General features: G+C 56.9%; 20 protein-coding genes and 1 tRNA gene. 10 read left to right on the top strand and 11 right to left on the bottom strand.

What is annotated here, in order from left to right:
* Positions 1–43: 43 nt before the first annotated feature.
* The 3 genes from grpE to CORAM0001_RS09905 form a co-directional block, all read right to left on the bottom strand.
* The gene (grpE, locus tag CORAM0001_RS09915; protein ID WP_005511779.1) at positions 44–631 is read right to left on the bottom strand and encodes a nucleotide exchange factor GrpE; all 588 of its coding nucleotides are present in this window, start codon (positions 629–631) and stop codon (positions 44–46) included.
* A 2-nt stretch (positions 632–633) separates the two neighbouring features.
* Positions 634–2,475, bottom strand: coding sequence for a molecular chaperone DnaK (gene dnaK, locus CORAM0001_RS09910; RefSeq protein ID WP_005511760.1), 1,842 nt, complete (start codon positions 2,473–2,475; stop codon positions 634–636).
* 293 nt (positions 2,476–2,768) lie between these two features.
* A complete protein-coding gene (locus CORAM0001_RS09905) occupies positions 2,769–3,815 on the bottom strand; it encodes a chymotrypsin family serine protease (RefSeq protein WP_005511773.1) in 1,047 nt (348 codons plus the stop codon).
* Positions 3,816–4,191: 376 nt separating this feature from the next.
* On the opposite strand from CORAM0001_RS09905, the gene CORAM0001_RS09900 reads away from it, so the two are divergent.
* Positions 4,192–4,923, top strand: coding sequence for a YcnI family protein (locus CORAM0001_RS09900; protein WP_005511750.1), 732 nt, complete (start codon positions 4,192–4,194; stop codon positions 4,921–4,923).
* A gap of 222 nt (positions 4,924–5,145) precedes the next feature.
* On the opposite strand, the gene CORAM0001_RS09895 is transcribed toward CORAM0001_RS09900, so the two are convergent.
* On the bottom strand, positions 5,146–6,204 hold the full coding sequence (locus tag CORAM0001_RS09895) for a chymotrypsin family serine protease (protein WP_005511749.1): 1,059 nt from the start codon (positions 6,202–6,204) through the stop codon (positions 5,146–5,148).
* A gap of 381 nt (positions 6,205–6,585) precedes the next feature.
* Here CORAM0001_RS09895 and CORAM0001_RS09890 point away from each other — a divergent pair, with 381 nt between their 5' ends.
* Positions 6,586–7,362: an enoyl-CoA hydratase gene (locus CORAM0001_RS09890; protein WP_005511775.1), complete on the top strand. Its 777-nt coding sequence runs from the start codon at positions 6,586–6,588 to the stop codon at positions 7,360–7,362.
* 6 nt (positions 7,363–7,368) lie between these two features.
* Here the strand turns inward: CORAM0001_RS09890 and CORAM0001_RS09885 are convergent, their stop codons facing one another.
* Complete coding sequence (locus CORAM0001_RS09885) at positions 7,369–7,977, bottom strand: YdcF family protein (RefSeq protein ID WP_005511771.1); 609 nt, start codon at positions 7,975–7,977, stop codon at positions 7,369–7,371.
* A 792-nt stretch (positions 7,978–8,769) separates the two neighbouring features.
* On the opposite strand from CORAM0001_RS09885, the gene CORAM0001_RS09880 reads away from it, so the two are divergent.
* The 3 genes from CORAM0001_RS09880 (at position 8,770) to CORAM0001_RS09870 (ending at position 14,286) form a co-directional block, all read left to right on the top strand.
* Positions 8,770–12,129: a (Fe-S)-binding protein gene (locus tag CORAM0001_RS09880; protein ID WP_005511769.1), complete on the top strand. Its 3,360-nt coding sequence runs from the start codon at positions 8,770–8,772 to the stop codon at positions 12,127–12,129.
* Positions 12,130–12,392: 263 nt separating this feature from the next.
* Positions 12,393–13,499 carry a histidine kinase gene (locus CORAM0001_RS09875; protein ID WP_244262059.1) on the top strand — a complete coding sequence of 369 codons (1,107 nt, stop codon included), beginning with the start codon at positions 12,393–12,395 and terminating at the stop codon, positions 13,497–13,499.
* Between the two features lie 133 nt (positions 13,500–13,632).
* Positions 13,633–14,286 (top strand): response regulator transcription factor, encoded by a 654-nt coding sequence (locus tag CORAM0001_RS09870; protein ID WP_005511751.1) that lies wholly within the window; start codon positions 13,633–13,635, stop codon positions 14,284–14,286.
* Positions 14,287–14,375: 89 nt separating this feature from the next.
* Here the strand turns inward: CORAM0001_RS09870 and CORAM0001_RS09865 are convergent, their stop codons facing one another.
* From CORAM0001_RS09865 to CORAM0001_RS09855, 3 genes are read right to left on the bottom strand one after another with little or no spacing between them, the layout of a single operon-like run.
* Positions 14,376–14,975, bottom strand: a complete 600-nt coding sequence (locus tag CORAM0001_RS09865; RefSeq protein ID WP_005511781.1) for a hypothetical protein — start codon at positions 14,973–14,975, stop codon at positions 14,376–14,378.
* Positions 14,976–14,983: 8 nt separating this feature from the next.
* Positions 14,984–15,658, bottom strand: a complete 675-nt coding sequence (locus CORAM0001_RS09860) for a hypothetical protein (RefSeq protein WP_005511744.1) — start codon at positions 15,656–15,658, stop codon at positions 14,984–14,986.
* Between the two features lie 47 nt (positions 15,659–15,705).
* A complete protein-coding gene (locus tag CORAM0001_RS09855; protein WP_005511759.1) occupies positions 15,706–16,299 on the bottom strand; it encodes a hypothetical protein in 594 nt (197 codons plus the stop codon).
* A gap of 518 nt (positions 16,300–16,817) precedes the next feature.
* Between CORAM0001_RS09855 and CORAM0001_RS09850 the strand changes: the two genes are divergently transcribed.
* The 3 genes from CORAM0001_RS09850 (at position 16,818) to CORAM0001_RS09840 (ending at position 19,540) form a co-directional block, all read left to right on the top strand.
* Positions 16,818–17,009: a hypothetical protein gene (locus CORAM0001_RS09850; RefSeq protein ID WP_005511778.1), complete on the top strand. Its 192-nt coding sequence runs from the start codon at positions 16,818–16,820 to the stop codon at positions 17,007–17,009.
* 476 nt (positions 17,010–17,485) lie between these two features.
* The gene (locus CORAM0001_RS09845; protein ID WP_005511742.1) at positions 17,486–18,022 is read left to right on the top strand and encodes a YceI family protein; all 537 of its coding nucleotides are present in this window, start codon (positions 17,486–17,488) and stop codon (positions 18,020–18,022) included.
* Between the two features lie 276 nt (positions 18,023–18,298).
* Positions 18,299–19,540 carry a pyridoxal phosphate-dependent aminotransferase gene (locus CORAM0001_RS09840; RefSeq protein ID WP_040361903.1) on the top strand — a complete coding sequence of 414 codons (1,242 nt, stop codon included), beginning with the start codon at positions 18,299–18,301 and terminating at the stop codon, positions 19,538–19,540.
* A gap of 335 nt (positions 19,541–19,875) precedes the next feature.
* Here the strand turns inward: CORAM0001_RS09840 and CORAM0001_RS11365 are convergent, their stop codons facing one another.
* Positions 19,876–20,013: a hypothetical protein gene (locus CORAM0001_RS11365; protein WP_005511757.1), complete on the bottom strand. Its 138-nt coding sequence runs from the start codon at positions 20,011–20,013 to the stop codon at positions 19,876–19,878.
* A 101-nt stretch (positions 20,014–20,114) separates the two neighbouring features.
* Between CORAM0001_RS11365 and CORAM0001_RS09830 the strand changes: the two genes are divergently transcribed.
* Positions 20,115–21,551 carry a YibE/F family protein gene (locus CORAM0001_RS09830; protein WP_005511782.1) on the top strand — a complete coding sequence of 479 codons (1,437 nt, stop codon included), beginning with the start codon at positions 20,115–20,117 and terminating at the stop codon, positions 21,549–21,551.
* On the opposite strand, the gene CORAM0001_RS09825 is transcribed toward CORAM0001_RS09830, so the two are convergent.
* Together CORAM0001_RS09825 and dcd are read right to left on the bottom strand one after the other, a co-directional pair.
* Positions 21,548–22,930, bottom strand: a complete 1,383-nt coding sequence (locus tag CORAM0001_RS09825; protein WP_005511767.1) for a UDP-glucose dehydrogenase family protein — start codon at positions 22,928–22,930, stop codon at positions 21,548–21,550. The genes CORAM0001_RS09830 and CORAM0001_RS09825 overlap by 4 nt on opposite strands.
* A gap of 201 nt (positions 22,931–23,131) precedes the next feature.
* Positions 23,132–23,713: a dCTP deaminase gene (dcd, locus tag CORAM0001_RS09820; RefSeq protein WP_005511764.1), complete on the bottom strand. Its 582-nt coding sequence runs from the start codon at positions 23,711–23,713 to the stop codon at positions 23,132–23,134.
* A gap of 265 nt (positions 23,714–23,978) precedes the next feature.
* Between dcd and CORAM0001_RS09815 the strand changes: the two genes are divergently transcribed.
* A tRNA-Gly gene (locus CORAM0001_RS09815) sits at positions 23,979–24,052 on the top strand.
* The last annotated feature ends 101 nt before the right edge of the window (positions 24,053–24,153 follow it).

The following is a 24,153-nucleotide window of genomic DNA, read 5'->3' as shown; positions in this document are numbered from 1 at the left end:
CAGAACAACTAATTCAAAGAAATCTGCGTCACTTGTGTCTCCGCTACTGCGGATCGCCGATGATTACCATCGCCGTACGAATGACACGGTCATTAATTCGGTAGCCCTTGCGCAGCACATTGGCTAGAACCTTGTCATCCCCTTCGGAGAGATCCTGGACAGCCTCGTGGATGTCCGGGTTGAACTCCTCTCCTGCGACACCAAATCCCTCAACACCCTGTGCGGTCAGCACGCCGCGGAATTTATCCGCGAAAGCCTTCAGCGGGGTGCCGTCTGCCAAGTCACCGTGCTCTTCAGCCCTGTCGAGGTCATCGGCCAAAACCAGCAGTTCTCCAGCTAGCTTTGCCTTTGCCTGTACGCGCTCGGCCTCACGGTCTCGGTCAACTCGACGACGGTAGTTTGCGAACTCCGCCGACAGGCGCTGCAGGTCCTCCGTGCGCTCATCCAACTCACGCTGGATGGCTGCAACTGGGTCTGCAGCTTCCTCCGCGGCGGTGTCGCCGGCGGCATTTTCGGTCGCCGGCTCCACGTCGTCGTCAAGCTTGGCTTGCTCGAAGACCTCGTTGACCTGATCGGCCAGGTTGGCCGGCTCCTCCGGGGTGGGCTGGTTTCCCTGATCCTGGTCAGTCATTCTTACTTGTCCTTCTCGTCCTCGTCGACGACCTCAGCGTCAACGACGTTGTCGTCAGCGTCAGCGGCCTCAGCACCCTCGGCTGCGGTTGCACCCTCAGCTGCCTGAGCCTCGTAGATAGCCTTGCCCATCTCCTGGCTCTCGGTCGACAGCTTCTCGACGGCGGACTTGATGGCCTCGATGTCGGAGCCCTTCAGAGCCTCGTCGACTTCCTTGGCAGCCTCTTCAACGCGGTCGCGGATGTCCTGGGAAACCTTGTCCTCATTCTCAGACGCGAACTTGCGGGTCTGGTAAGCCATGGACTCAGCCGAGTTGCGGACTTCCTGCTCCTCGCGGCGCTTCTTGTCCTCGTCAGCGTGCTTCTCAGCGTCCTTGATCATCTGGTCGATCTCCTCCTTGGAGAGGCCGGAGCCGTCCTGGATGGTGATCGTGTTTTCCTTACCAGTGCCCTTGTCCTTAGCGGTGACGTGGACAATACCGTTGGCGTCGATGTCGAAGGTGACCTCAATCTGTGGGACACCACGCGGTGCTGGAGCGATACCGCCCAGCTCGAAAGAGCCCAGCAGCTTGTTGGCAGCAGCCATCTCGCGCTCACCCTGGAAAACCTGAATCTGAACGCTCGGCTGGTTGTCTTCAGCGGTAGTGAAGGTCTCCGAACGCTTGGTCGGGATAGTGGTGTTGCGCTCGATCAGCTTGGTCATGACACCGCCCTTGGTCTCAATACCCAGCGACAGCGGGGTGACGTCGAGCAGCAGCACGTCCTTGACCTCGCCGCGCAGAACGCCGGCCTGCAGAGCAGCACCAACTGCGACAACCTCATCCGGGTTGACGCCCTTGTTCGGCTCACGGCCACCGGTCAATTCCTTAACCAGCTCAGAGACTGCCGGCATACGAGTGGAACCACCGACCAGCACGACGTGGTCAATATCAGAGACCGCGACATCAGCGTCAGAAATAACCTGCTGGAAAGGCTTACGAGTGCGGTCGAGCAGATCGGAGGTGATGCGCTGGAACTCAGTACGAGACAGGGTCTCATCCAGGAACAGCGGGTTCTTGTCAGAGTCGACGGTGATGTACGGCAGGTTGATAGATGCCTGCTGTGAGGAGGACAGCTCAATCTTGGCCTTCTCAGCCGCCTCACGCAGACGCTGCAGAGCCATCTTGTCCTTAGTCAGGTCAATGCCGTGGCTGGACTGGAACTTCTCGACCAGCCAATCAACGATGCGCTGATCCCAGTCATCGCCACCGAGCTTGTTGTCACCAGCAGTTGCGCGAACCTCAACGACACCGTCGCCAATCTCCAGCAGGGAGACGTCGAAGGTACCGCCACCGAGGTCGAAGACCAGAATGGTCTGCTCCTTGTCGGACTTCTCCAGACCGTAAGCGAGCGCAGCAGCGGTCGGCTCGTTAACAATGCGCAGGACGTTCAGGCCAGCAATCTGACCTGCTTCCTTGGTTGCCTGACGCTCAGCGTCGTTGAAGTAAGCCGGAACAGTAATAACCGCATCAGTGACGTCATCACCCAGGTAAGACTCAGCGTCGCGCTTCAGCTTCATCAGCGTACGAGCGGAAATCTCCTGCGGAGTGTACTTCTTGTCATCGATCTCGATGCTCCAGTCAGTACCCATGTGGCGCTTGACCGAACGAATGGTGCGATCAACGTTAGTGACAGCCTGGTTCTTAGCGGACTGGCCAACCAGGACCTCACCATTCTTTGCAAATGCAACCACCGACGGAGTGGTGCGCGAACCCTCAGCGTTCGCAATCACCTGAGCCTCGCCGCCCTCGAGGACGGAGACACAGGAGTTCGTCGTACCCAAGTCAATACCAACAGCGCGTCCCATGATGAACACCTTTCTAGAAGAGTAAAAGAATTGCCCTTAAGTCTTACGCGCTCAAGTCTGCATTGCCGTAGAAAATCTGTCAAGCAAACTTGAGTGTGTCTGACTCAATGTTTGTCATGCTGTGCAACGGACTGTACAGCAAAGTTATTCCCACCCGACTCAACTTTTCTAGAAGATTTACCATCAACGCAGGTCAACGCAATAAAAGATTTTTCAATTTGCTTAACGACGGCACCCTTTTGCCACTCTTCCCCGCCACACATAGGTAGCTCTTCCCGTTTTCAGGCTCTCCTTTAGCCCACCACCGTGAGACCAAACTGAGCCAACAGCGGCTGCAACGCAGTCGCTCCCGAGTTCGTGGCATCTTCCGTAAACATGTACGCGGTAATCCCCACCGCATAAATCTTGGTTGAATCCGATGGATCCACGGCCCAGATTGCACCACCGGAATCACCATGATCAACGATGCCGTCATAGGAAAAGGCCACACCACTTTCCACCGAACGGAATTGACCGCAGGAAATACCGGTGCGGTAACCAAGTCGACAAATCATCGGCTGCGTCGCAGTAAGCCAGTCGGGGTCAGCCGATCCAACCACTTGCACCCCTTCAATCGGCGGAGTACCGGTGACAAATTCGGGGTTAACGGTCAGTTCGATTAACGCGTGATCAACACCTGCTACAACATTGTCAAACTGACTCCAGACAAATTCTCCGACCTGGTAAGTCTCGCCCTCGGAATCTTCGATGTATACCAAATCCCCTTCGTCACCGCAGTGCCCTGCAGTGGCCATATAGTGCCGATTTGGTTCAGCTTCGTTGAACACCCACCAGCCAAAGGAACACTCCGAGGTAGTGCCATCTCCATGAAGAACGGAGTACTTTCCGCCGGGCATGATGCTGCCCACATTTTCCAGGAACTCCCAGCCTTCACTGCTGTGCATAATCTGGCGCTGAGAGTTGTCATTCTGATTGAGAGGGTTGGACGCGACACTGCGCTGAGCATCACGATTGCCGCCGATAGCTGAGGCATCCAATGCGTCGGCCACGTTTGACGACGGCGTCTGCGTTGCGATGCCACTCTCGCCCATTTCAGCAGCCCCCGTTGAGTGGGTTGAGTGGTCAACCGCGCTAGCGACATCCTGCGCTGAACCAACTACCTCACCACACGCGGTCAGCGACACCAACGCAGCGCCTACAGCAGCCAACACACTAGCGCGCAGCTTTCGGCGAGCATTGCCGTTGCTACGAGATTTATTGCCGCTGTTTCGATCAGCCGTGTCAAAGGAGGTACCGAAATTTTCAGATTCGGTGAAATTACCAGACAGACGCTTAGCCATTTTTATCTCCTGCTGCTCAGTAGGCGCTTTGCATTCCGCATGGGCGCTTTGCATTTCACTGACTTAGAGTCCGCAGGAGGCCAAAAGGTTCAAAAATTTGAAATTTTCTCCCCTAGGGTAGCCAAAAGGTTAAAGCAGAGAATTGAAAACCAAGCAGAGGTAACAAGCTAAATTTTTGAGTGCTTTCGCGGTTACCAGCTCATCCATGCCAGCCCCTGCAACGACTAACCCGCATTTACCGTAATTAATTAGTTTCGTCGTTGCTCTGAGCCAGCGTCAATCAGCTTTTGGAAACTCCGAAAATGCATTTCCGACATGCCTTAGGCAGGTCGAGCCACGTACTCGTTCCATATTTTTCGTATACAAGGAGTTTTTCGTGCCTCAGAATGCACAACGGCACCATTTCCCCTTTTTCCGTGGGCTCGCAGTAGCGTCGGCAAGCGCCGCACTAACCGTCGCCTTCCCTGCCATTGCATCCGCACATGTGCATGCAACCCCATCGTCTGCCCCGATTGGCGGCTACACGGATCTAGCTTTCGGGGTCGGCCATGGCTGCGACGGTTCGCCAACGACGAAGATAGAGTTCACCGTCCCGGAGGAGCTCGAAAAGGTTACGCCGAACGTGAACGCGAACTGGGATATCACGAAGGAGTCGACTGGTTCCGGTGAAAATGAAAAGGTGCAGAAGGTCATCTACACCGCAAAGACGCCACTGCCGTCCGACCTGAAGGATTCGCTGACACTCAGCGTGAAAGTGACTAATGACGCAAAACCGTCGACGGTTGAGGTGCCGACACTGCAGACCTGTGAAAAAGGGTCGATGAACTGGGCTGAAAAGGACCACGATAGTGATTACCCGGCTCCAACCGTGGAGCTGATTGAGAAGTCGGAAGACGATGAACATAGCCACGGTCACGACCACAGCCACAACCATGGCACCAGCGAGACGGAGCACGGCGACAACCACTCAGACAACGTGGAGCATTCCGCAACTGCTACCAGCGAGGATTCGAGCAGCAAGCTTAGCGGCTGGGGTCTGGGACTCGGTCTCGTGGGCGCACTCACCGGCATTGCTGCATTGGTGATTTCACTGCGCAAGCGAGGCTAAATCGCTTTGACATTTCTTGAACAGTTTTCCCGCCTTTACCCGGCACGGACGAACCATTGAGGTTTTGAAACGGTTTTCTAAGTGAATAAGGATTCAAGGGTCTGGTTCCCGATAGCTAATTGGAACCAGACCCTTTCGTCATTCCGCGACCAAACACCCTCCGCTAGAAAGCTGCCGGACTCCGGTCCAACCCATGAGGAGCAGCTCAACCTAGCGCGCGAGTCACTGGAGGATGGTCAAATTAAACTGCTTAATCAACGGAGATAGAGCTGCAGCACCATTTGAAATTGCGTCATGAGGGAAGCCGTAACTTGTCATCCCCACTGCATAAATCCGGTTTGGGTTTTCTGGATCCACAGCCCAAACTGCCCCGCCAGAATCGCCATGGTCCGAAATATTTCCGAAGCCGAACATGTAACTCCCCACAGTCTCTTTGTAGGGGCCACATGAAAGCCCACTACGGTACCCAAGACGGCAAATGCGAGGTTGTTCTTGCTCGAGCCATTGAGGACTTGCCCAGCCAGCTAACTCCGCCCCCTTGAGCATGGGAGTGCCGTAAACATTCTTAGGATCAACAGTCAACTCGATCAATGCATGATCTGTCGGGTTGTTCTTAGCCTCCAGGTCAAACGACCTCCAGACAAATTGTCCGACTTTATAGAACTTCCCTTTTTCATCCTCTATGTATACGTTGTCTCCCTTGTTCCCGCAGTGCCCAGCACTTGTAATGTAGTGCCGCCGAGGTTCATCCTTGTTGTACACCCACCACGCAAAGGAACAAGATGAAGTCGAATCATCAGCACCCTTCACAAGAAAACGAGCTCCCGGCGCAATAAGCGCTGAGTTTTCGAGGAACTCCCATCCTTGACTATTGCGGTAGATTTTCTCATTCTCTGGATTACTAGGCTTCAGCTTGGTCGAACCATCACCCATCCCCTCAACATCGGTGCCCGATTCCGCTGAACCGGTGTCCGATTTATCGGAACTATCATCGGGTTTTTCCATCCCCGAACTGGGCGCACTAGTCGAAGATTGGCTGTCATCACCCTGAGATTGCCCTGCACTTTCTTCCTGCGAAGTTGCTGTTGAAGAGCTTTCTCCGACCCCCATAGCGTTTTTCAAAGAATCTGCATCGCATGCACTCAACCCCACTGCCAGCAAAGCCGCGATTGTGGAAGCCCAAACTCGTCGCTTGAATGACTTGCCCCTCTTACCGCTTCCCTCGGTAACCAAACCAACACTCGATGATGTAAGCGAGCGTGTCTCCATTTCCGGATTCATATCAATACTCCTGTGACGCTTAAGTCATTTCGCTCGATGGACCCACATATGCCCGCGAGTGCAAACTTTTACGTAGGTTTTCGGTCATTTGATGAGCTTTTGTCGCGATTGGACTGCTAGCTTCGTCGTGAGTATAAGAAGAAACCTTCCATTCGGCATCAAAAGGTGAATAAGTTTTCGGCACTTTCTTATAACGTCGTTAGCCCAGCTCCGGCCGCAAAACGCCACAAACACAGATTCCCGATCACGCTGACCTACCCTGCCGCCGCTTTCCCATCCAGGAAAGCACCGGTGTAATCGTCGTAAAGCCCCACCCAAATCCGGCCCCACGGGTAACCTCGCTTACAACCTGATTTCTATTACCGCTTTGGAGACACGAATATGTCCGATTACGAAAACATCCTTACTGAAACCCGAGGTCGCGTCGGCATTATCACCTTAAACCGCCCGAAGGCACTGAATGCCCTGAACCACAAGACCATGGAAGAGGTCGGCGCCGCAGCTACCTCCTTCGACCGCGACTCCGGCATCGGCGCGATTATCATCACCGGCTCTGAGAAGGCGTTTGCCGCAGGTGCGGACATTAAGGAGATGGCGGACAAGTCCGGCACCGAGATGTACGTCTCTGACTGGTTCTCCGGCTGGAATGTTTTCACCTCCGTCCGCACCCCGGTTATCGCCGCGGTCAATGGCTACGCGCTCGGCGGCGGCTGTGAGGTCGCCATGATGGCCGACTTCATCATCGCAGGTAGCGGCGCCAAGTTCGGCCAGCCCGAGGTCAACCTCGGCGTCACCCCGGGCATGGGCGGCTCGCAGCGCCTCACTCGCGCGATCGGCAAGGCCAAGGCCATGGAGATGTGCTTGACCGGGCGCATGATGGGCGCCGAGGAGGCCGAGTCCGCAGGTCTCGTCGCCCGTATCGTCGAGCCGGAAGCGCTTCTCGACGAGGCCCTGAAGGTCGCCGGCACCATTGCGTCGAAGTCGCTGGTTGCCACTACCCAGATTAAGGAACAGATCAACCAGGCCTACGAAATGACACTGTCGCAGGGACTGCTCTTTGAGCGTCGCACCTTCCACTCCCTGTTCTCCTCCAACGACCAGAAGGAAGGCATGGCCGCTTTCACCGAAAAGCGCGAGGCAAACTTCACCAATTCCTAGAAACTGCTAGTTCACAGTCGACGGGACAGCCAGCCACAGAGCAGAGTCGTCGGCAGCAGAATAGGTGTCGCGTGCGCGCGGTGTGTGCGTTGGAGAAGTCACAATAACAGCGGCACGAACGCCGCTGGTTCCCGATTCCGCAAGGTATGCAGTGCCAGCCGCATTTTCAACAGTGGAGTCCGAGTTTGTTTCCATTGTGATTCGCCGCTTCCATACCCCCATGGATGCAAGCGCATCACGCATGTACTCAGCCTCAGTCTGGCAGCCCGGCTGAGTACGACCACCCGTGACAATGACCGGGTTAAGAGGATGACGCAGCGCCAGCGAACGTGCAGTTTCCAATCGGGACGTCAATACAGCAGGCGCACTGCAGTCGGGATTGAGACGGGCTCCGAGCACAATAATAGGCACCTGAGGATCGAGTAGCGCAGCCTCCGCAGCTGCACGTCCGAGCGGGGAAACCACCACTGGAGTCACAAGCGAGCTATTGAACGCCTTGACTGCGACCGCACTGACCGGATTGGCGTTTGCCACTGCGCCCGAACCAAAGACCGCACTCGCAGTAAGAATAAGGCCTACTTCAGCCATAGCGATTGCACGGAAAGATCGCGCCATTAAAGTCCCTCTCAAGAAAAAGTGGCACGGAGAAATCCATACTCCACATGCCATTTAGAATCAGGCGGATAAATCCGCAGTATCACGCTGCCAATACTAGGTACTACACAAAATGGCGCCTACATAAGAACTGCGCCGGGGGTGGCCAGGAACTCTCCTCGCCACCGAATTTGCACGCCTCCTACCAGGTCAATTACAGACATAGAGGCTATTAAATCCAATTGGGATTCATATAAGTCAATTACATTTAATGACTTTTTCGTTAACTGCCAGCAAATCCTGGGACCCAATAGCGAACTATCTACCAAAACACTGATTCAGAAGTCACTATTGTTGTTTATGTTAAGAATGTAACGCATGTGAATAGATATCTGCTTCAGCCAATCTTCAAAGACCAACACGCCACCGAACACATTCTCCACCTCGCAACACAGTCCCACCCCTGCGCTCCAGCACTACCCCCACAACGCGTCCGCAAAAGCATCGAATCGACAACATTCGACAACTGCCCACGCACAACATCGCCGCCACTTCCGCCTACAAATGCGTGACGACGAAAGTGCCGCGCGCCGTCGTCAAGCGAAGGCGTTAAACCCCGTCGAAACTCTCTCGAATAAAACAACGATTTTTTTGCGTAATTCACCAAATAACCGCTGGTTACACCGTGTATCGATGAATTCAGCACTATTTTGCACATTAGTTAGGTAAGCGTCCGCGGCTCGTGATAGAACTCACAAGAGAACTATTTTCACTCAGCCATCACCCTGGCTGAGCCAGCCTAGAAGGAACATTATGAGCGTGCTCAACCTCGCCGCGGCGACGGCTGACACGGCGATTCCGGAATCTACTGGATTCACCGTCGCAGTCGGCGTTATTGGCGTCCTGTTGTCCCTGCCCTGCTGGTTCATCTTTATCAAGGGATTCACCCATATGGTGAAGACCATCATGGTGGGCCAAAAGACGTACGGTCACACCGGTGAATGGGGAACCCGTATTTGGACCATGATCCGAGAGATCGTCGGTCACACCAAGATGAGCAAGAAGCCCGGCGTCGCCGTGGCGCACTGGTTCGTTATGGTGGGCTTCCTACTCGGATCCCTCGTGTGGTTCGAGGCCTACATTCAGACCTTCTGGCCCGCTGGCGGTTGGCCTCTTCTGAAGGACTGGACGGTCTGGCACTTCATTGACGAAATCCTCGGTCTGGGCACCACCCTGGGCATCCTGGCACTGATTATCGTCCGCCAGACCAACCTGGGCAAGGAGCGCCTGAGCCGCTTCTACGGCTCCAACGCCAAGGCTGCCTACTTCGTTGAGGCTGTCGTCCTCATCGAGGGCCTGGGCATGATGTTCGTCAAGGCTGCCAAGCTGGCTACCTACGGCGACCACGGTAACACTGGCGCCGAGGTCTGGAACTGGGCGAACTTCGTCACCGGTGGTATCGCACAGGTCCTGCCGGCCTCCGAAGTCATGGTGTCCATCTTCGCGCTGATTAAGCTGCTGTCCGGTATGGTCTGGCTCTTCGTTGTTGGCCGCAACCTGACTTGGGGTGTCGCATGGCACCGCTTCCTGGCGTTCGCCAACATCCTGCTCAAGCGCAACGCTGATGGCTACAACGCCCTCGCGAGCGCTAAGCCGATGACCTCTAACGGCGAGATCCTGAACCTGGAAGAGGCTGACCCGGAGGTTGACTCCATGGGCACCGGCGTGGTCACCGACCACTCCTGGAAGGCTCTGCTGGACTTCACCTCTTGTACCGAGTGTGGTCGCTGCCAGGAGCAGTGCCCGGCCTGGAACACTTCCAAGCCGCTGTCCCCGAAGCTGCTGGTTAACCAGCTGCGCGACCATGCTTACGCTTCTGCCCCGTACCTGTTGGCTGGCGAGACCATCGAGACCGCTCGCGAGGGCGAAGGCGCTGGTGCAGCACTCCTGACCAAGCCACTGGTTGGCGATGGCGACGAGGGCATCATCGACCAGGACGTTCTGTGGTCCTGCACCAACTGTGGCGCCTGTGTTGAGCAGTGCCCGGTTGACATTGAGCACATCGACCACATCGTCGATATGCGTCGCTACCAGGTTCTGGTTGAGTCGGACTTCCCGACCGAATTGGCTGGCCTGTTCAAGAACCTTGAAACCAAGGGCAACCCGTGGGGCCAGAACGCTTCCACTCGTGCCGACTGGATTAATGAAATCCGCAAGGAAGGCGTCGTTGTCCCGATTTGGGGCGAGGATGTCGAGAGCTTCGACGACACCGAGTACCTGTTCTGGGTCGGATGTGCCGGTGCTTACGACGACAATGCGAAGAAGACCACCAAGGCTGTTGCAGAGATGCTTTACACCGCCGGTGTGAAGTACGCTGTGCTCTCCCAGGCTGAGGGTTGTACTGGTGACTCCGCTCGCCGTGCTGGTAACGAGTTCCTCTTCCAGATGTTGGCTGAGCAGAACATCGAGCAACTCGACGAGGTCTTCGACGGTGTGCCGCCGAAGCAGCGCAAGATTGTCGTCACCTGTGCGCACTGCTTCAACACCTTCAAGAACGAGTACCCGGAGCTGGGCGGACAGTACGAAGTTGTCCACCACACCCAGCTGCTGAACAAGCTGGTTCGCGCTAACCGCCTGCAGCCTGTTGCTTCCGGCCAGGGTCGCCAGGTCACCTACCACGACCCGTGCTTCCTGGGCCGCCACAACAAGGTATTCGAGGCTCCGCGTGAGCTGATTGGCGCGTCCGGCGCTAACCTCGTCGAAATGCCTCGTAATAAGAACACCGGCTTCTGCTGTGGTGCTGGTGGCGCTCGCATGTGGATGGAAGAGACCATCGGTCAACGCATCAACGTAAACCGCACCGAAGAGGCTGTCGGAACCGGCGCTGAAGCAATTGCCATCGGCTGCCCGTTCTGTAAGACGATGATGAACGATGGCGTCAACAACGTCATCGAAGATGACGAGAAGAAGCCGGAGGTCCTGGACATCGCCCAGATGCTCCGTGACTCCGTGAAGGTCGACGGCGAGCTGCCGCAGGCACGCGAGCCGGAGTGGATTGAGCAGCCAGAGCGTGGCTGGGTCGATCCGAAGAAGGCTGAAGAGGAAGAGCGTCAGCGCCTCGAGGCAGAAGAAGCTAAGCGCAAGAAGGCCGAGGCTGCCGAGAAGAAAAAGGCAGAGAAGGCTGCCGCTGCCGGCGCTGGTGCCGCAGCTGCTGGTGCTGCTGCAGGCGCTGCCGCCAAGGGTGGCGCCCCGACTCCGGGTGGTGCTCCGAAGCCAGGCGGCGCTAAGGGCGGTGCTCCTGCTCCAGGTGGTGCTCCGAAGCCGGGTGGTGCCAAGGGCGGTGCCCCGACCCCAGGTGGTGCCCCGAAGCCGGGTGGTGCCAAGGGCGGTGCTCCTGCTCCAGGTGGTGCTCCGAAGCCGGGTGGCGCTCCAAAGCCAGGCGGCGCCAAGGCCGGCGCACCGGTTCCGGGTGGTGCCAAGAGCGGCGCTCCGACCCCAGGTGGCGCCAAGAAGGGTGCTCCAGCTCCGGGCGGCGCTCCAAAGCCAGGCGGCGCTAAGAAGGGCGCACCGGTTCCAGGTGGCGCTAAAAAGGGCGCTCCAGTTCCAGGTGGCGCCAAGGCCGCTAAGCCGGCCGTGCAGGCAGAGCCAGCAGCTGTGGAAACCGAAGCTCCGGCTGAGGCTCCGAAGGCAACGAAGGTCGCTCCGATTCCGGGTGGCGCACGCAAGGGCGCCCCTGTCCCAGGTGGCGCTAAGAAGGCAGCTCCGGCCCCCAAGCCGAAGACCGAGGAAGCCGCTCCTGCCGAGGACACGGCTGCTGAGGTAGCGGCCACCGAGTCCGAGCAGCCGAAGACCGCATCCGGCGCTCCGATTCCGGGCGGCGCACGCAAGGGCGCTCCAATCCCGGGTGGCGCACGCAAGGCCAAGCCAGTCGCTAGCACCCCTACCCCGGCAGCCGAGGAGACCGAAGCTCAGGAGGCTCCTGCTCAGCCAGAGGCAGAGCAGGCTCCGGCGCAGCCAGAGGTCACCGAACAGCAGTCGGCGGAAGATGCCACCTCCACCGAGCAGGCCGCTGAGGCTCCAGCCGAGGAGACGCAGGCGCCGTCGGCAAGCGCAAAGAACCTTCCGCGCAATCAGCACGGAGTTCCGCTGCCAGGATCGGCGCGACGTAAGTAACACTCGCTAAGTAAGCAAGAATCCGCCCGAGAGGTTATTCTTCCCGGGCGGATTTTTTGTGCTTTACGACGACCCCTGCGCCACGGCATTAATCATGCAAATGGCACTCTCAACCGCACTGACAATATATTGATTACTGCATATTGATTACTGCATCCCGTTAGAGATGACCGCGTTGTGGTGTGGAAAGAGGTCTTGGCGTAGTGATTAAGAAATCGCTGTCACAGATAAGGGACTTTCTGAGGACTCCGGGGTCAGTGGAGATGGTCATTGCGCTGATCCTCACGGCTCTCGATGCGCTAATTTTCCGCGAGAGCAACTCTGATCTATTGTTGCCGACCATTATCGGTGGCCTTCAGGTCATTCTTGTTGCAGTGGCGACGTATTTGCCGCTCTTTGCCATGGTGGTTGTCCCAGCGAATTTCTTGGCGTTGACTTTCCTTCCCACAGAGCAGGCTCCAATGCAGATTTTCTGCGCGCTTCTCATCGTGGAAGTGATGCGTGCTAACAACAACAAGATGCCGGCGAGAATCACTGCGTTGCTCTTGTTGGTGATTTCAAACTACGACGTAAATACAAGTACTTTCGCACGTGACCATGTCGCGACCTTTGTGACAACGCTGCTTTTTGTAATTGCCTACGCCATCGGCATGATGCGCAGCCGCTACAAAGAGCAACGCCGGCAGGCAACGATTGAATCTAACCGCGCCCTGGAAGAACAACGCCTTGAGTTGGCGACCGTACTGCACGACTCCACCGCCAAGTCCTTTACTCGCGTAACCATGCTGGCGCAGGCGCTCGCCATCGAGCGAGAAGGGACCGATGAAAAACTTGAACAATCCCTGGAGGACATCGCAGAGACCTCCCGAGAAGGCCTGCTGCAACTTCGCCAGTTGCTTTCCCTGCTGAAATCCGCTGACGACGAGAGTTCTTTGACCTCAGCTATCGGACAAGATGAGCGAGTGCCCAGCATGAGCAGGGTGCTCCAACAGGCCAAGGATGAACTGCAGGAAGCTGGGTTTAACGTTTCGCTGGCCACGAGGATTGAAACCGAGCCCTCTTTGACGCAGATTTCAGAGGTTATCTCGCCGGCGCTGTCGGAGTTCTGCACGAACATTCAGAAGTACGGCGAACCGCAAACGAACGTTCACATTCTGGCGCTGAGCAATGAGGAAGATGGCTTCACGCTCGACATCAGCAATCAGATATCGAAGGCGCTACCACATTTTCTGCCGCGGGCGATGCTCTCGAGCGGTTTGGGGCTCTCCTCACTGCATCGGCGAGTGCGACCGTGGGACGGTTCCATCACGTCGGAACGAGAAGGAAATGTGTGGAATTGCAAACTCCACATGCCACCTACCAACCAGTAGGTTACGCTAGCGTAAGATTGGTGTAGTAGCCGCCTGTGACGAAGATATCTCTCGAAAAGTCCTGGTTAGCGTAGTAATATCACACGATGACAGATATTGTTCGGTTTTTATAACTTCTATGAAAGGTTCGCGGATGTCTGACATTAAGGTTCTCATTGTCGACGACGACCCACTCGTACTCTCGACGCTGAGAACCTATTTCAAGAAGGCACCGCATATCACCGTGGTCGATGAAGCCAGCGATGGCCACGAGGCTCTCAACATCATTGCCCGTGGTGGCGTTGACGTAGTTTTGACCGATATTCATATGCCCAACATGGACGGCGTTGAACTGCTCGAGCGGATTAAGAAGGTGGAGAATCCACCGAAATTCATCGCTATCACCTCATTCGATACCGATGAAACAATGCTGAAAATCCTGAGTCTCGGCGGAAATGGCTACATTCTCAAAACCGCCCGCCCGGAATCCGTCATTGGCACCATTGAAGATGTCTTCCAGGGCGGCACCGTCATCTCACCGATTTCTGCGACTCGGCTGATCAAAACCCTACCGTCCCGCAACATTTCCTCGTACAAGATCACTCAAGCCGAGCGAGAGGTTCTCGGCCTGATCTGCCGCGGCAAATCGAACCACGACATCGCCAAGGAACTCGGCAAGTCGCCAGGCACTATCAAGAAGCATCTTTCCAGCATGTTCAATAAATTTGGCGCTACCTCACGGCTGGACTTGGCACTGAAAGCAATAGACGCAGGCTTCCAGCCACCGGCATCCGCTGCCGCGAAGTAGCAAAGCAGCGGAGTAGCAAAAAGGGGCCTATTCACTTTCGTGAATAGGCCCCTTTTACCCGTGCTGAGTGTGGAGAGAGAACTGTGTAACTACTGGATGGTCACCTCGACATGTCGCTCGCGCGGAGCCACGCCGAAGTAGCTGCGTCCAATTGGCTCCCACGTCTTCGAGTTGGCGTTGCAGCGAACTGTCTGTCCGGCGAACTCGTCAACCAGGAATCCCCAGCTCAGACGACCAGTTTCACCCTTGCGCACTTCGTATGGCCCGATCTTCTGCCCGAGGCTCCAAACCATCTCTCGGGAGTACTCCCAGGAGTACTTGCGGTTGAGCTCCTTGCTGACCTTCACACTGACAGAGATATTGGTCCACCACTTCTTGGTCTTGGACTCCTTGATGGTCTGCGTCAGCGGAATCGGCTCATCACCAATGTCATTCTTCGTAGAAACAACACCCTCAACGTCGTAGCGAGAGCCGGTGATTTCCACGAACTCAGCCACCGAACCCGGAGCTTCACAAGTGGTTCCCGGTGCCGGGCCGCGGTCAACCGCCGCCGGCTTGGGCACTGGTACCCACTCCTCCGGCGCGAACGGTTCACCAGCTCCTGGATTCGGGGCGGCCACTGCTGTCGGAGCACCGAGTCCGAGCGCAAAGACCGTCGTCAAGCACATGGCGACAACACGCTTTTTCATAACTGCTCCTAGTCGTTAATCGTGGCGGATGCCGGGCCGCCGTCACCGGAGTTACCGCTGACAGGCGCCCATTGCTGACGATGCTCGCCCTCCTTGGTGGTCTTGTGCCAGACCACGAAGCGAGTTGACGGCCCCTTGCCGTTGTACTCACCGAAGTAGGGCTCACCGCGCCACAGGCCGGTCTTCTGGTCACAGGTGCGAACACGGCCAATGAAGGACTTCATGTGCACGCCGTAGTCTGCGCGAACAGTCTCGCCGGGATTGACGGTCACCGGGCCCAGCTTGTCGCCAACCGACCACTGACTGACCTCGACGATGCCGTACTTGTTTTTCACCCCGTGGAGGAACACGTCCCACATATTTCCGGAGCTCATGGCCTTTACGGACTCATTGACCCCCTCTGTCACCTCGAGGGTGTACTGAATCGGGCGGTCAGTGCGGTTGGTGAATGAGTTAGTGCCGTTGTAGCGGTCCCATTCGTCGGTAATCCACTGTTCCCAGGGGTGACGCTTGGCATCCTTGACCGGGTCACATTTATCCGTATTGGTGAAACCGGTGTGGTGCTCATCTTGGTCAGGGGTCTGGGTCAGCGGGGTCGCCGCGGCCTGTCCGACGATGCCTGGCGCAAGAAGACTTGCACCCATCACCGCGCAGGCCAGGGCCTTCTTTTTCAGGCTCAACATGGAGAAACTTCCTTCTGCTTCGAAGTCTTAAAGAGGCTCAGCCCGTCTTAGGCTGCGTACTCCTTGACCTGTGGCGCAGCACCGTCCACGGAGCGATCAGCTTCGTTGGCGCGCATGGAAACGCGAATGTGGCGCTCCTTCGGGATGGTGCCCCAGTACGGACGACCTGCGTCGATCCACTTACCGCCCTTACAGGTCAGGTGAGTACCTTCGAAGGACTGGTTCAGGAAGCCATACTCCAGAACACCGGTGTAGCCAGGCTTGACTGGGTACGGGCCGAGGGTCTGGCCAACTTCCCAGGTCTGAGTGGACTGGTAGCCGGCGCTGAAGGTGACGTGGAAGAGCTTGAGCAGATCGAAGTCGACCGAACCGCCGACGTTCCAGGACTTGGTCTTGCCTTCCTTCAGGGTCTGGGTCAGCGGCAGGTCGGTGTCGCCGTAGTTAGCGACAGTCGCGGTACCTTCGACCTCGAACTTCGAGCCGGTGATCTTCAGCGACTGGCCGGACTGGCCTTCAACGGAGCAGGTGCCACCGACAGTGCCCGGGGTGGGTGCTGGGGCAGCTTCGGCTATCGGGGCGACAGCCAGCGAGGACATGGTAACCAGGGCTGCAATGGAGCCGGAGAGCAGGGTCTTCTTCACGGCGAAATCCTTTCAGGATGTGACGAGCAACTCGTAAGGAAATACTTGAACTGACACCTGCAAAGGTAAGTCGAAATTCAGCGTTTTGTAATGGAAAATTTTCAACTCGCTTTACGACGGCCACAGCGATTATCCACATAGTAAAAATGGAATCTCACCGATTTATACCTTGTGAAAATACAGCATATAACAGCGTTTGACCAGCGATTATGAGCACAGCAATAAGATTTCAGCGATTAATTGAATCGCATTAGAACTACACCTTTTGAACCAATTCAAAAATATCTCGGTCGGCCACTTGGTACTAGACAATCAACATTTCGGCCACTAGCCCACCTACATAAAGACACCAGAGAGTAGCCGAATGGCCACCCCCAGGCGCGGGCAAATAGAGAGACCTCCACACTTCACACTCTTGATTAAATAGTTATGATTTCTTTATTAATCACTGGCGAAGTCCGGCGGTCCACAAAGCCCTAACGCTTTGCCGAGGCAGATATCTTTCGGAGTACTACCTAATGTTTCGACGCACTTCTGTTCTTGCTACCACCATTGCATCCGCAGCACTTTCCCTGAGCGCACTGACCGGCGCCCCGACCGCTACCGCAGCACCGACAGCTACAACCAGCAGCGACGACCTACAGGTTAAGGAATACGCTCTTTCCGATACCTTCTCTTGCGACTACTACAACCTCCCGTGGTGCCGCTAAAGAGCGCTACACCCCCTCACTGGCCCCGCCCACTGAATGCGCTGCACCCTTTTCTTCAGCTTCGTTCCCAAAATCTGGACCAAAACCAACTACTGCCGAGCGAACACCGGGGTCGTGGCAATCAATCCATCAACACCGCTGACAATATCGAGAGCGGCGCGCAATTTTTCGTCGTAAAGCCCTGTAGACATCACAGCGCCGAGACTGACAGCGAGGCATGCGTCGACGGATCGGAAGACCCTTCCCGCCTACCAGCACCGGCGATGCCGAAGATCACCCTCAAGCCACGCCGAAACCCTGCCCCAATCGCCCGACTGGATGTGCGCTTCTAAAAAATATTCGGCACTTTCTTTAAACTTTGTTGACACATCACCACATCTAGAGTTATTGTTGACACGTCAACACCGGAAGTTGGTTCCGGCGGACAAAAATACTTCGAAACAGTCGAGATACTTTTAACTTTTAGGAGATTCACTATGGCTCTTCAGTCTGGTAACTACGTTCTTGATGCACAGCACTCCACCGTCGGATTCACCGTTCGTCACGCAATGATCACTAAGGTCCACGGTCAGTTCACTGAGTTTGAGTCCGTTATTAATTTTGATGCCGACAATCCGGAGAATTCCACGGCAAAGGCGACCATTCAGGCGAACTCCATCAACACCAACAATGAAGAGCGTGACAACCACCTGCGCTCGAAGGACTTCTTCGGCACCGACGAAAACCCGACCTTCGAGTTCGTTTCCACCGCTATCGAGTTCCAGAGCAAAGAAAAGGCCACCGTTACCGGCGACCTGACCATCAACGGCATCACTAAGCCGGTCACCCTGGATGTCGATATTTTCGGCTCCGCTGAAGACCCATGGGGTCAGACTCGCGTTGGCTTCGAGGCAGCCACCAAGATTGACCGGACCGATTTCGGTATCGATTACAACGCTCCTATTAAGACTGGCGGCCTGCTCCTTGGCAATGAGATCTCCCTGCAGATCGACGGCTCGGCAGTTAAGCAGTAACTAACAGGGGGAACCCAGCAGCCAGAACCCCAGAAAAGCGTCCTGCATCCCCTTGCAGGGCGCTTTTGCGCAATCAATGCGCAATTAATCTGCCCCCGCTGTGAGAAAAGCATGGTGCGGGAGCAAAAAAGTGGCATGCTTAGACAGGTGAGTTCCAGTAAAGACACTTCCCAGGGCACCGAAACCACCAGCGAGACAACGCAGGACACTCAGGCTGCACAGGCCGCTCAGGCCGAGCAGTCCCGTGCTGCCCGTGTTGCCGCCCGTCGTGGAAATATCAAGGCACCTCGCCGCACTCCGCTGAAAACACTGGACCAATCCTCCAAGCTGCAGAACGTCCTCTACGACATTCGCGGTCCGGTGACTACTCTCGCCGAGCAGATGGAGGCCGACGGCCACCGCATCATGATGCTCAACACCGGCAATCCGGCAAAGTTCGGATTTGATGCACCTGACACCATCGTGCAGGACATGGTCCGCGCTCTCCCCCACGCACAGGGTTATTCCGAGTCCAAGGGTATTTACTCGGCACGCCGTGCCGTCGTTACGCGCTATGAGATGGACCCGGATTTCCCCCGCTTCGACGTCAACGACGTCTGGTTGGGCAACGGCGTCTCCGAGCTGATTTCCATCACCACTCAGGCGCTGCTCAACGAGGGCGATGAGGTCCTCATTCCAGCTCCGGATTACCCGCTCTGGACGGCAGCAACCACCCTCGCCGGCGGCAAGGCCGTCCACTACACGTGTGATGAGGAGAATAACTGGGCCCCGGATGTCGAAGACATTCGCTCGAAGGTGACGGATCGCACGAAGGCGATTGTCATCATCAACCCGAACAATCCGACCGGCGCGGTCTACACACGCCAGACTCTCGAAGCCATCGTCGATATCGCTCGTGAGCACTCGCTCCTGCTGCTTTCCGACGAAATCTACGACCGCATCCTCTACGACGATGCAGAGCACATTTCCACTGCCTCCTTGGCCCCAGATTTGCTCTGTATCACCTTCAACGGTCTGTCCAAGACCTACCGTGTCGCCGGTTACCGCGCGGGCTGGATGGTGATGACTGGCCCGAAGCGCCACGCAGAGGGCTTTATCGAGGGCATCAACCTGCTGGCCAGCACCCGTCTGTGCCCGAATGTCCCTGCTCAACACGGCATTCAGGTGGCACTTGGCGGTTACCAGTCCATCGAGGACTTGATCTTGCCAGGCGGTCGCCTCCTGGAGCAGCGCAATGTCGCCTACGAGGGACTGACCTCAATTCCGGGCGTGAGCTGCGTGAAGCCGATGGGCGCCATGTACGCATTCCCGAAGCTGGATCCGAACGTCTACGAAATTCACGATGACGAAAAGCTGATGCTCGACATCTTGCGTGAAGAGAAGATCCTGATGGTCGGCGGCTCTGGCTTCAACTACCCGACGCCGGATCACTTCCGAATTGTCACCCTGCCGTGGGCGCGCGACCTGAAGGAAGCCATCGAGCGCCTGGGCAACTTCCTGGTCAGCTACAAGCAGTAGCAGTACTTAAGGTTGCACACGCTGCTGGTTCTGCCCTTCTCACATATCGATGCGCTATTCACTTATGGCCACGCTGGAGCGCATCGATGAGTGAGTATTGCATCGATAGGTGGGCCATAGCGCTGATGACTACGGCTCGGCGCGCCGGAATGGCGGTACGCCTTCCGGTGCTGGTGCAGCGATTAGGTTATTAAGGGTGGGCAGGCATTCAAAAGATTCAATGAACTCTGGCAACCAGCAACCTTTTCGCGTTGCTGCGGGATCCGACATAGGTGCGCATCTCGACGTACTGAAGAACTCGAACAGCGGCTCCCCTACAGGCCGGTCTCGGGCTATCAATGCCGCGAATAGCCCCCATCGGACAACTCCGGTAGCTCCTGATCGACATGCAGTACCAGCGCAGCCAGCAGAACCGACGCAGCCGGCAGCAACTGCGCAGCCGACGGCACCGGCACAGAAAAACGAACCTGCACAAGCCAAACCAAAACCGACGAAACCGCGGCACAACCCCACAAGAGCACGTCGCTTACTGGCCACAGTTCTTACAGTTGCTGGCATTGCCACTTTCCTCGCCGTGATTGGACTCTGGCCATCGGGCGAAGCTCCGAGCCCGGGTCCGGGATTCCTGCAGTCACAGACGTCAGCTGCAGAGACGGTCAAGGGAACCGTCGTAAAGCACAGCGTCGGCGCGTGCAATTCGCCTGACAACGGACGTGTCTTCGACGACCAGCCGCGGCCAGGGCTGACGGCTTCGCTCAACGACCCTGCGGCGCCGAAGTGCCAGCTCTCGGTCATTGAACTGACCTCGGGCCCAGACGAGGGCAAGAAGACGCTGCTGGAGGCATCCGGCCTGCCCGGCGAGATTGAGCTGGCGGAGGGCGACAAGGTCGTCCTGGCAATTCACCGTCCAAACGCGGCCGGTACCGGAGCTGTCGACAATGGTGCCGTGCCGGATCCGGGGTTGATGACACCGACTCCCGGTGTCGTTCCCGCGCCTGCCCCTGAGGGAGCTCCTGAATCATCCCCTGCTCCTGCTCCCGCTCCAGAGCATGCGCCAGAAGCGCCACCGGCCCCAGCGCCTGAGCCCGGTGCAGAAGCTCCTGCCCCCGCTGCTCCTGGTCCCGAGGTTCCTGCCGCCGACACCAATGTCGTCGACCTCGCACCTCATCAGGTTGTCGACACCGCTGGCATCGGGAACACCTACACCTTCCTGGACATGGACCGCACCATGACCATCTGGTTGTGGCTCGGTGCGGCGGTACTGCTCATCATCCTCGTCGGTATGACCCGCGGTGTCTTAAGTCTCATCGGACTCGGCATCACGCTGGCCGCAGTGATGGGATTCCTGGTTCCGGCACTACTACGCGGTGGCGATCCGGTGGCTTTAGCCATCACGGCGGGCGCGGCGATTCTCTTCCCGGTGCTCTTCCTCGTACATGGCATCAACTGGAAGTCAGCTTCCGCACTGGCGGGAACACTCACCACGATGGTATTGGCGGCGGGCCTGGCCAACCTCGCAATCTCCACGTCACAGCTACGGGGTCTCGGCGACGAGGACAACCTACTCATTCAGCTTTACCTGCCTGACGTCTCCGTCACAGGTTTGCTTCTGGCGGGATTCATCATCGGCGCGTTGGGCGTGCTTAACGACGTCACCATCGCCCAGGCCTCAACCGTCCAGGAGCTCTACGAAGCAGCTCCGCGGTCGCGGCCTATGGAGGTCTTCCGCTCGGCAATGCGCGTCGGTCGCGACCACATCGCGTCGATGGTCTACACGCTGGTGCTGGCCTACCTCGGCACCGCGCTACCGCTGTCGATTCTGTTGAGCGTCTCCGACCGGCCGCTGATGCAGTCGTTGACCTCCGATGTCGTGGCCACAGAGCTGCTGCGTTCCACCATCGGTGCGGTGGCTTTGGTACTCGCAGTGCCGATTACCACCCTCATCGCCGCCTATACCGTGGCTCCGGAGGGCATGAAGTTTCCGAAGCGCTCGAGGGCAGCCAGCATTTAGCCGCGGCCGAGGCAGGTGACATCCCAGCCTGCAGCACGCCACTGATCGGCTGGCAGGCAGTTGCGGCCGTCGAGCACCGCTGCGCGCTTGACCAGCTTCTTCGCAGCCACCGGGTCGATGTCTCGGAACTGCTGCCACTCGGTGGCGACGACAACCATTTCCGAGCCTTCCAGAGCTGCTTCGATGCTCGGTGCGTAGTCCAAGGTCGGGAAATTCTTCTTGGCGTTTTCCATGGCCTGCGGGTCGTAAACGCTTACCGAAGCACCCGCCAGAGACAGCGAACCGGCAATCGACAGGGCCGGGGAGTCACGCACATCGTCAGAGTTCGGCTTGAAAGCCGCACCCAGCACCGTCACGGTATGGCCGAGCAGAGAGCCACCGAAGCTACCGCGCACCAGGTCAACGGTCTTTTCACGGCGACGCATGTTGATTGCATCGACCTCACGCAGGAAGGTCAGCGCCTGGTCAACGCCCAGCTCACCAGCGCGGGCCATGAATGCGCGGATATCTTTCGGCAGGCAACCGCCACCGAAGCCCAGACCCGCGTTGAGGAAGCGGCGGCCAATTCGGGCATCCATACCGATGGCGTCGGCAAGCGTAGTGATATCCGCACCCGTGACCTCACAGATTTCGGAGACCGCGTTGATGAAGGAAATCTTGGTGGCGAGAAATGCGTTCGCCGACACCTTCACCAGCTCTGCGGTGGCGGTGTCCGCGATGATAAGCGGCGTCTCGCGCTCGAAGATAGGACCGAAGCACTCACGCAGGCTGGCCTCAGCAATCGATTCGACCTCCTGACCAGCACCATTGAGGATCATGCCCGGCTTCTGGGTGCCCAGCACCACACGGTCCGGCTCCAGGGTGTCCTTTACCGCGAAGCCCTCGCGCAGGAACTCCGGGTTCCAGGCGATCTCGAGACTGGTGTTCTTCAACTGCTCATCACCAGCTGCGGCGCGCTCACCGATCATCTTCGCAGTTAGCTCCTGCAGGCGCGGTGCGGTACCGACGGGCACAGTGGACTTACCAAACACTAAATGCTTGCCGACGACGCGCTTAGCCAATTCGGTAATAGCTGCGTCCACATAGCGAACATCGGCAGCGTAAGAGCCCTTAACCTGCGGAGTTCCGACACCTACGAAGTGGACGTTCGCAAATTCAACGGCCTCGTCGTAGTTAGTGGTGAAACGTAGTCGCCCCGACTCAACGTGCTTCTTTAGCAGTTCGGGCAAGCCGGGCTCAAAGAAAGGAACTTGGCCTGCGGACAATGCCTCAATCTTGGCGGGATCAACATCTACGCCGAGAACCTCGTGGCCTAACTCTGCCATCGCCGCGGCATGAGTGGCGCCAAGGTAACCCGTACCAATAACCGTAATACGCATAAGGGCTATTATTTATCGAAAGATAAAAGGCCCTCAAGCCGATTTAGCCCTTAAATGGTGTGAACTAAAGGCCCATATTTAGGCTTTTCACCTGCGGAAACTCTTTATTGAACAATTGTTTCCATTTCTTCACCGAGAATTCACTCGGGGCTATCCGCAATTCATTTATATTCCGAGTTCATATCCCGGGTTCCCAATGCCTTATTCCTCATCGCGGAAGTTCAGGTACGCACGCGACGGCGTCGGGCCGCGCTGCCCCTGATACTTCGAACCGAGCTTGCCGGAACCGTAAGGCACCTCTGCCGGTGAGGACATCTTGAACAATGCCAGCTGACCGACCTTCATGTTCGGCCACAGTGCGATAGGCAAGTTCGCCACATTGGATAGCTCCAGCGTGATGTGGCCTGAAAACCCTGGGTCAATAAAGCCGGCGGTCGAGTGCGTTGCCAGGCCCAGACGCCCCAGCGAAGACTTACCTTCCAGGCGGCCTGCCAAGTGCGGAGGAATAGTGAAGTACTCCAAGGTCGATGCCAGGACGAACTCGCCCGGGTGAAGAATGAAGGGCTGCCCTTCTGGAACCTCGTGCGGGGACGTCAGTTCTTCCTGCGGCAACTTCGGATCGATGTGAGTGTACTGCGAGTTGTTAAAAACTCGGAAGAACTTGTCCAGACGCACGTCGATGGACGAAGGCTGAATCATCTTCGGGTCAAAAGGATCAATGCCGAGATGGCCGGAGCCTTCGGCATCGATAGCGGCGCGAATATCACGATCTGAGAGCAACACATAGACCAGCTTAACCGCTCTGTAATGCACAACGTGTGCGGGTTGCAGGATATGCCCGCACTGAATCCCCCGGGAAGGACTGGATGAGGTTCTACAAGGAGATCAGCGATTAACCCGAAAAGACGGACAGAGGGTCTTCAAGACCAATTTTTTCGACACGAATCGAGAGTGCTACATTGAAGTTACAGAGGGCGACTGATTGCCTGCATGCCACACCTACTGTGCCAATCCCGTGGCGTGCTTTTAATCATTCCGCCTACTGTGTGCCGATGTAGTTCAATGGTAGAACTCCTGCTTCCCAAGCAGGCGGCGCGGGTTCGATTCCCGTCATCGGCTCCACTGAGGCTCAGCGTCAAGCTGAGTCTCATTTTTGTTTGTACTGGTTTGTGCCTGCTTGGTGGGCCAATGCGAGTTAGTGACTGCACTTATAGCAAAAATGG

The organism is Corynebacterium amycolatum SK46, from assembly GCF_000173655.1.
GTDB lineage: Bacteria > Actinomycetota > Actinomycetes > Mycobacteriales > Mycobacteriaceae > Corynebacterium > Corynebacterium amycolatum_A.
Note: the sequence above shows the minus strand (reverse complement) of the source record. Positions and strands in the feature narration are given on the sequence as shown.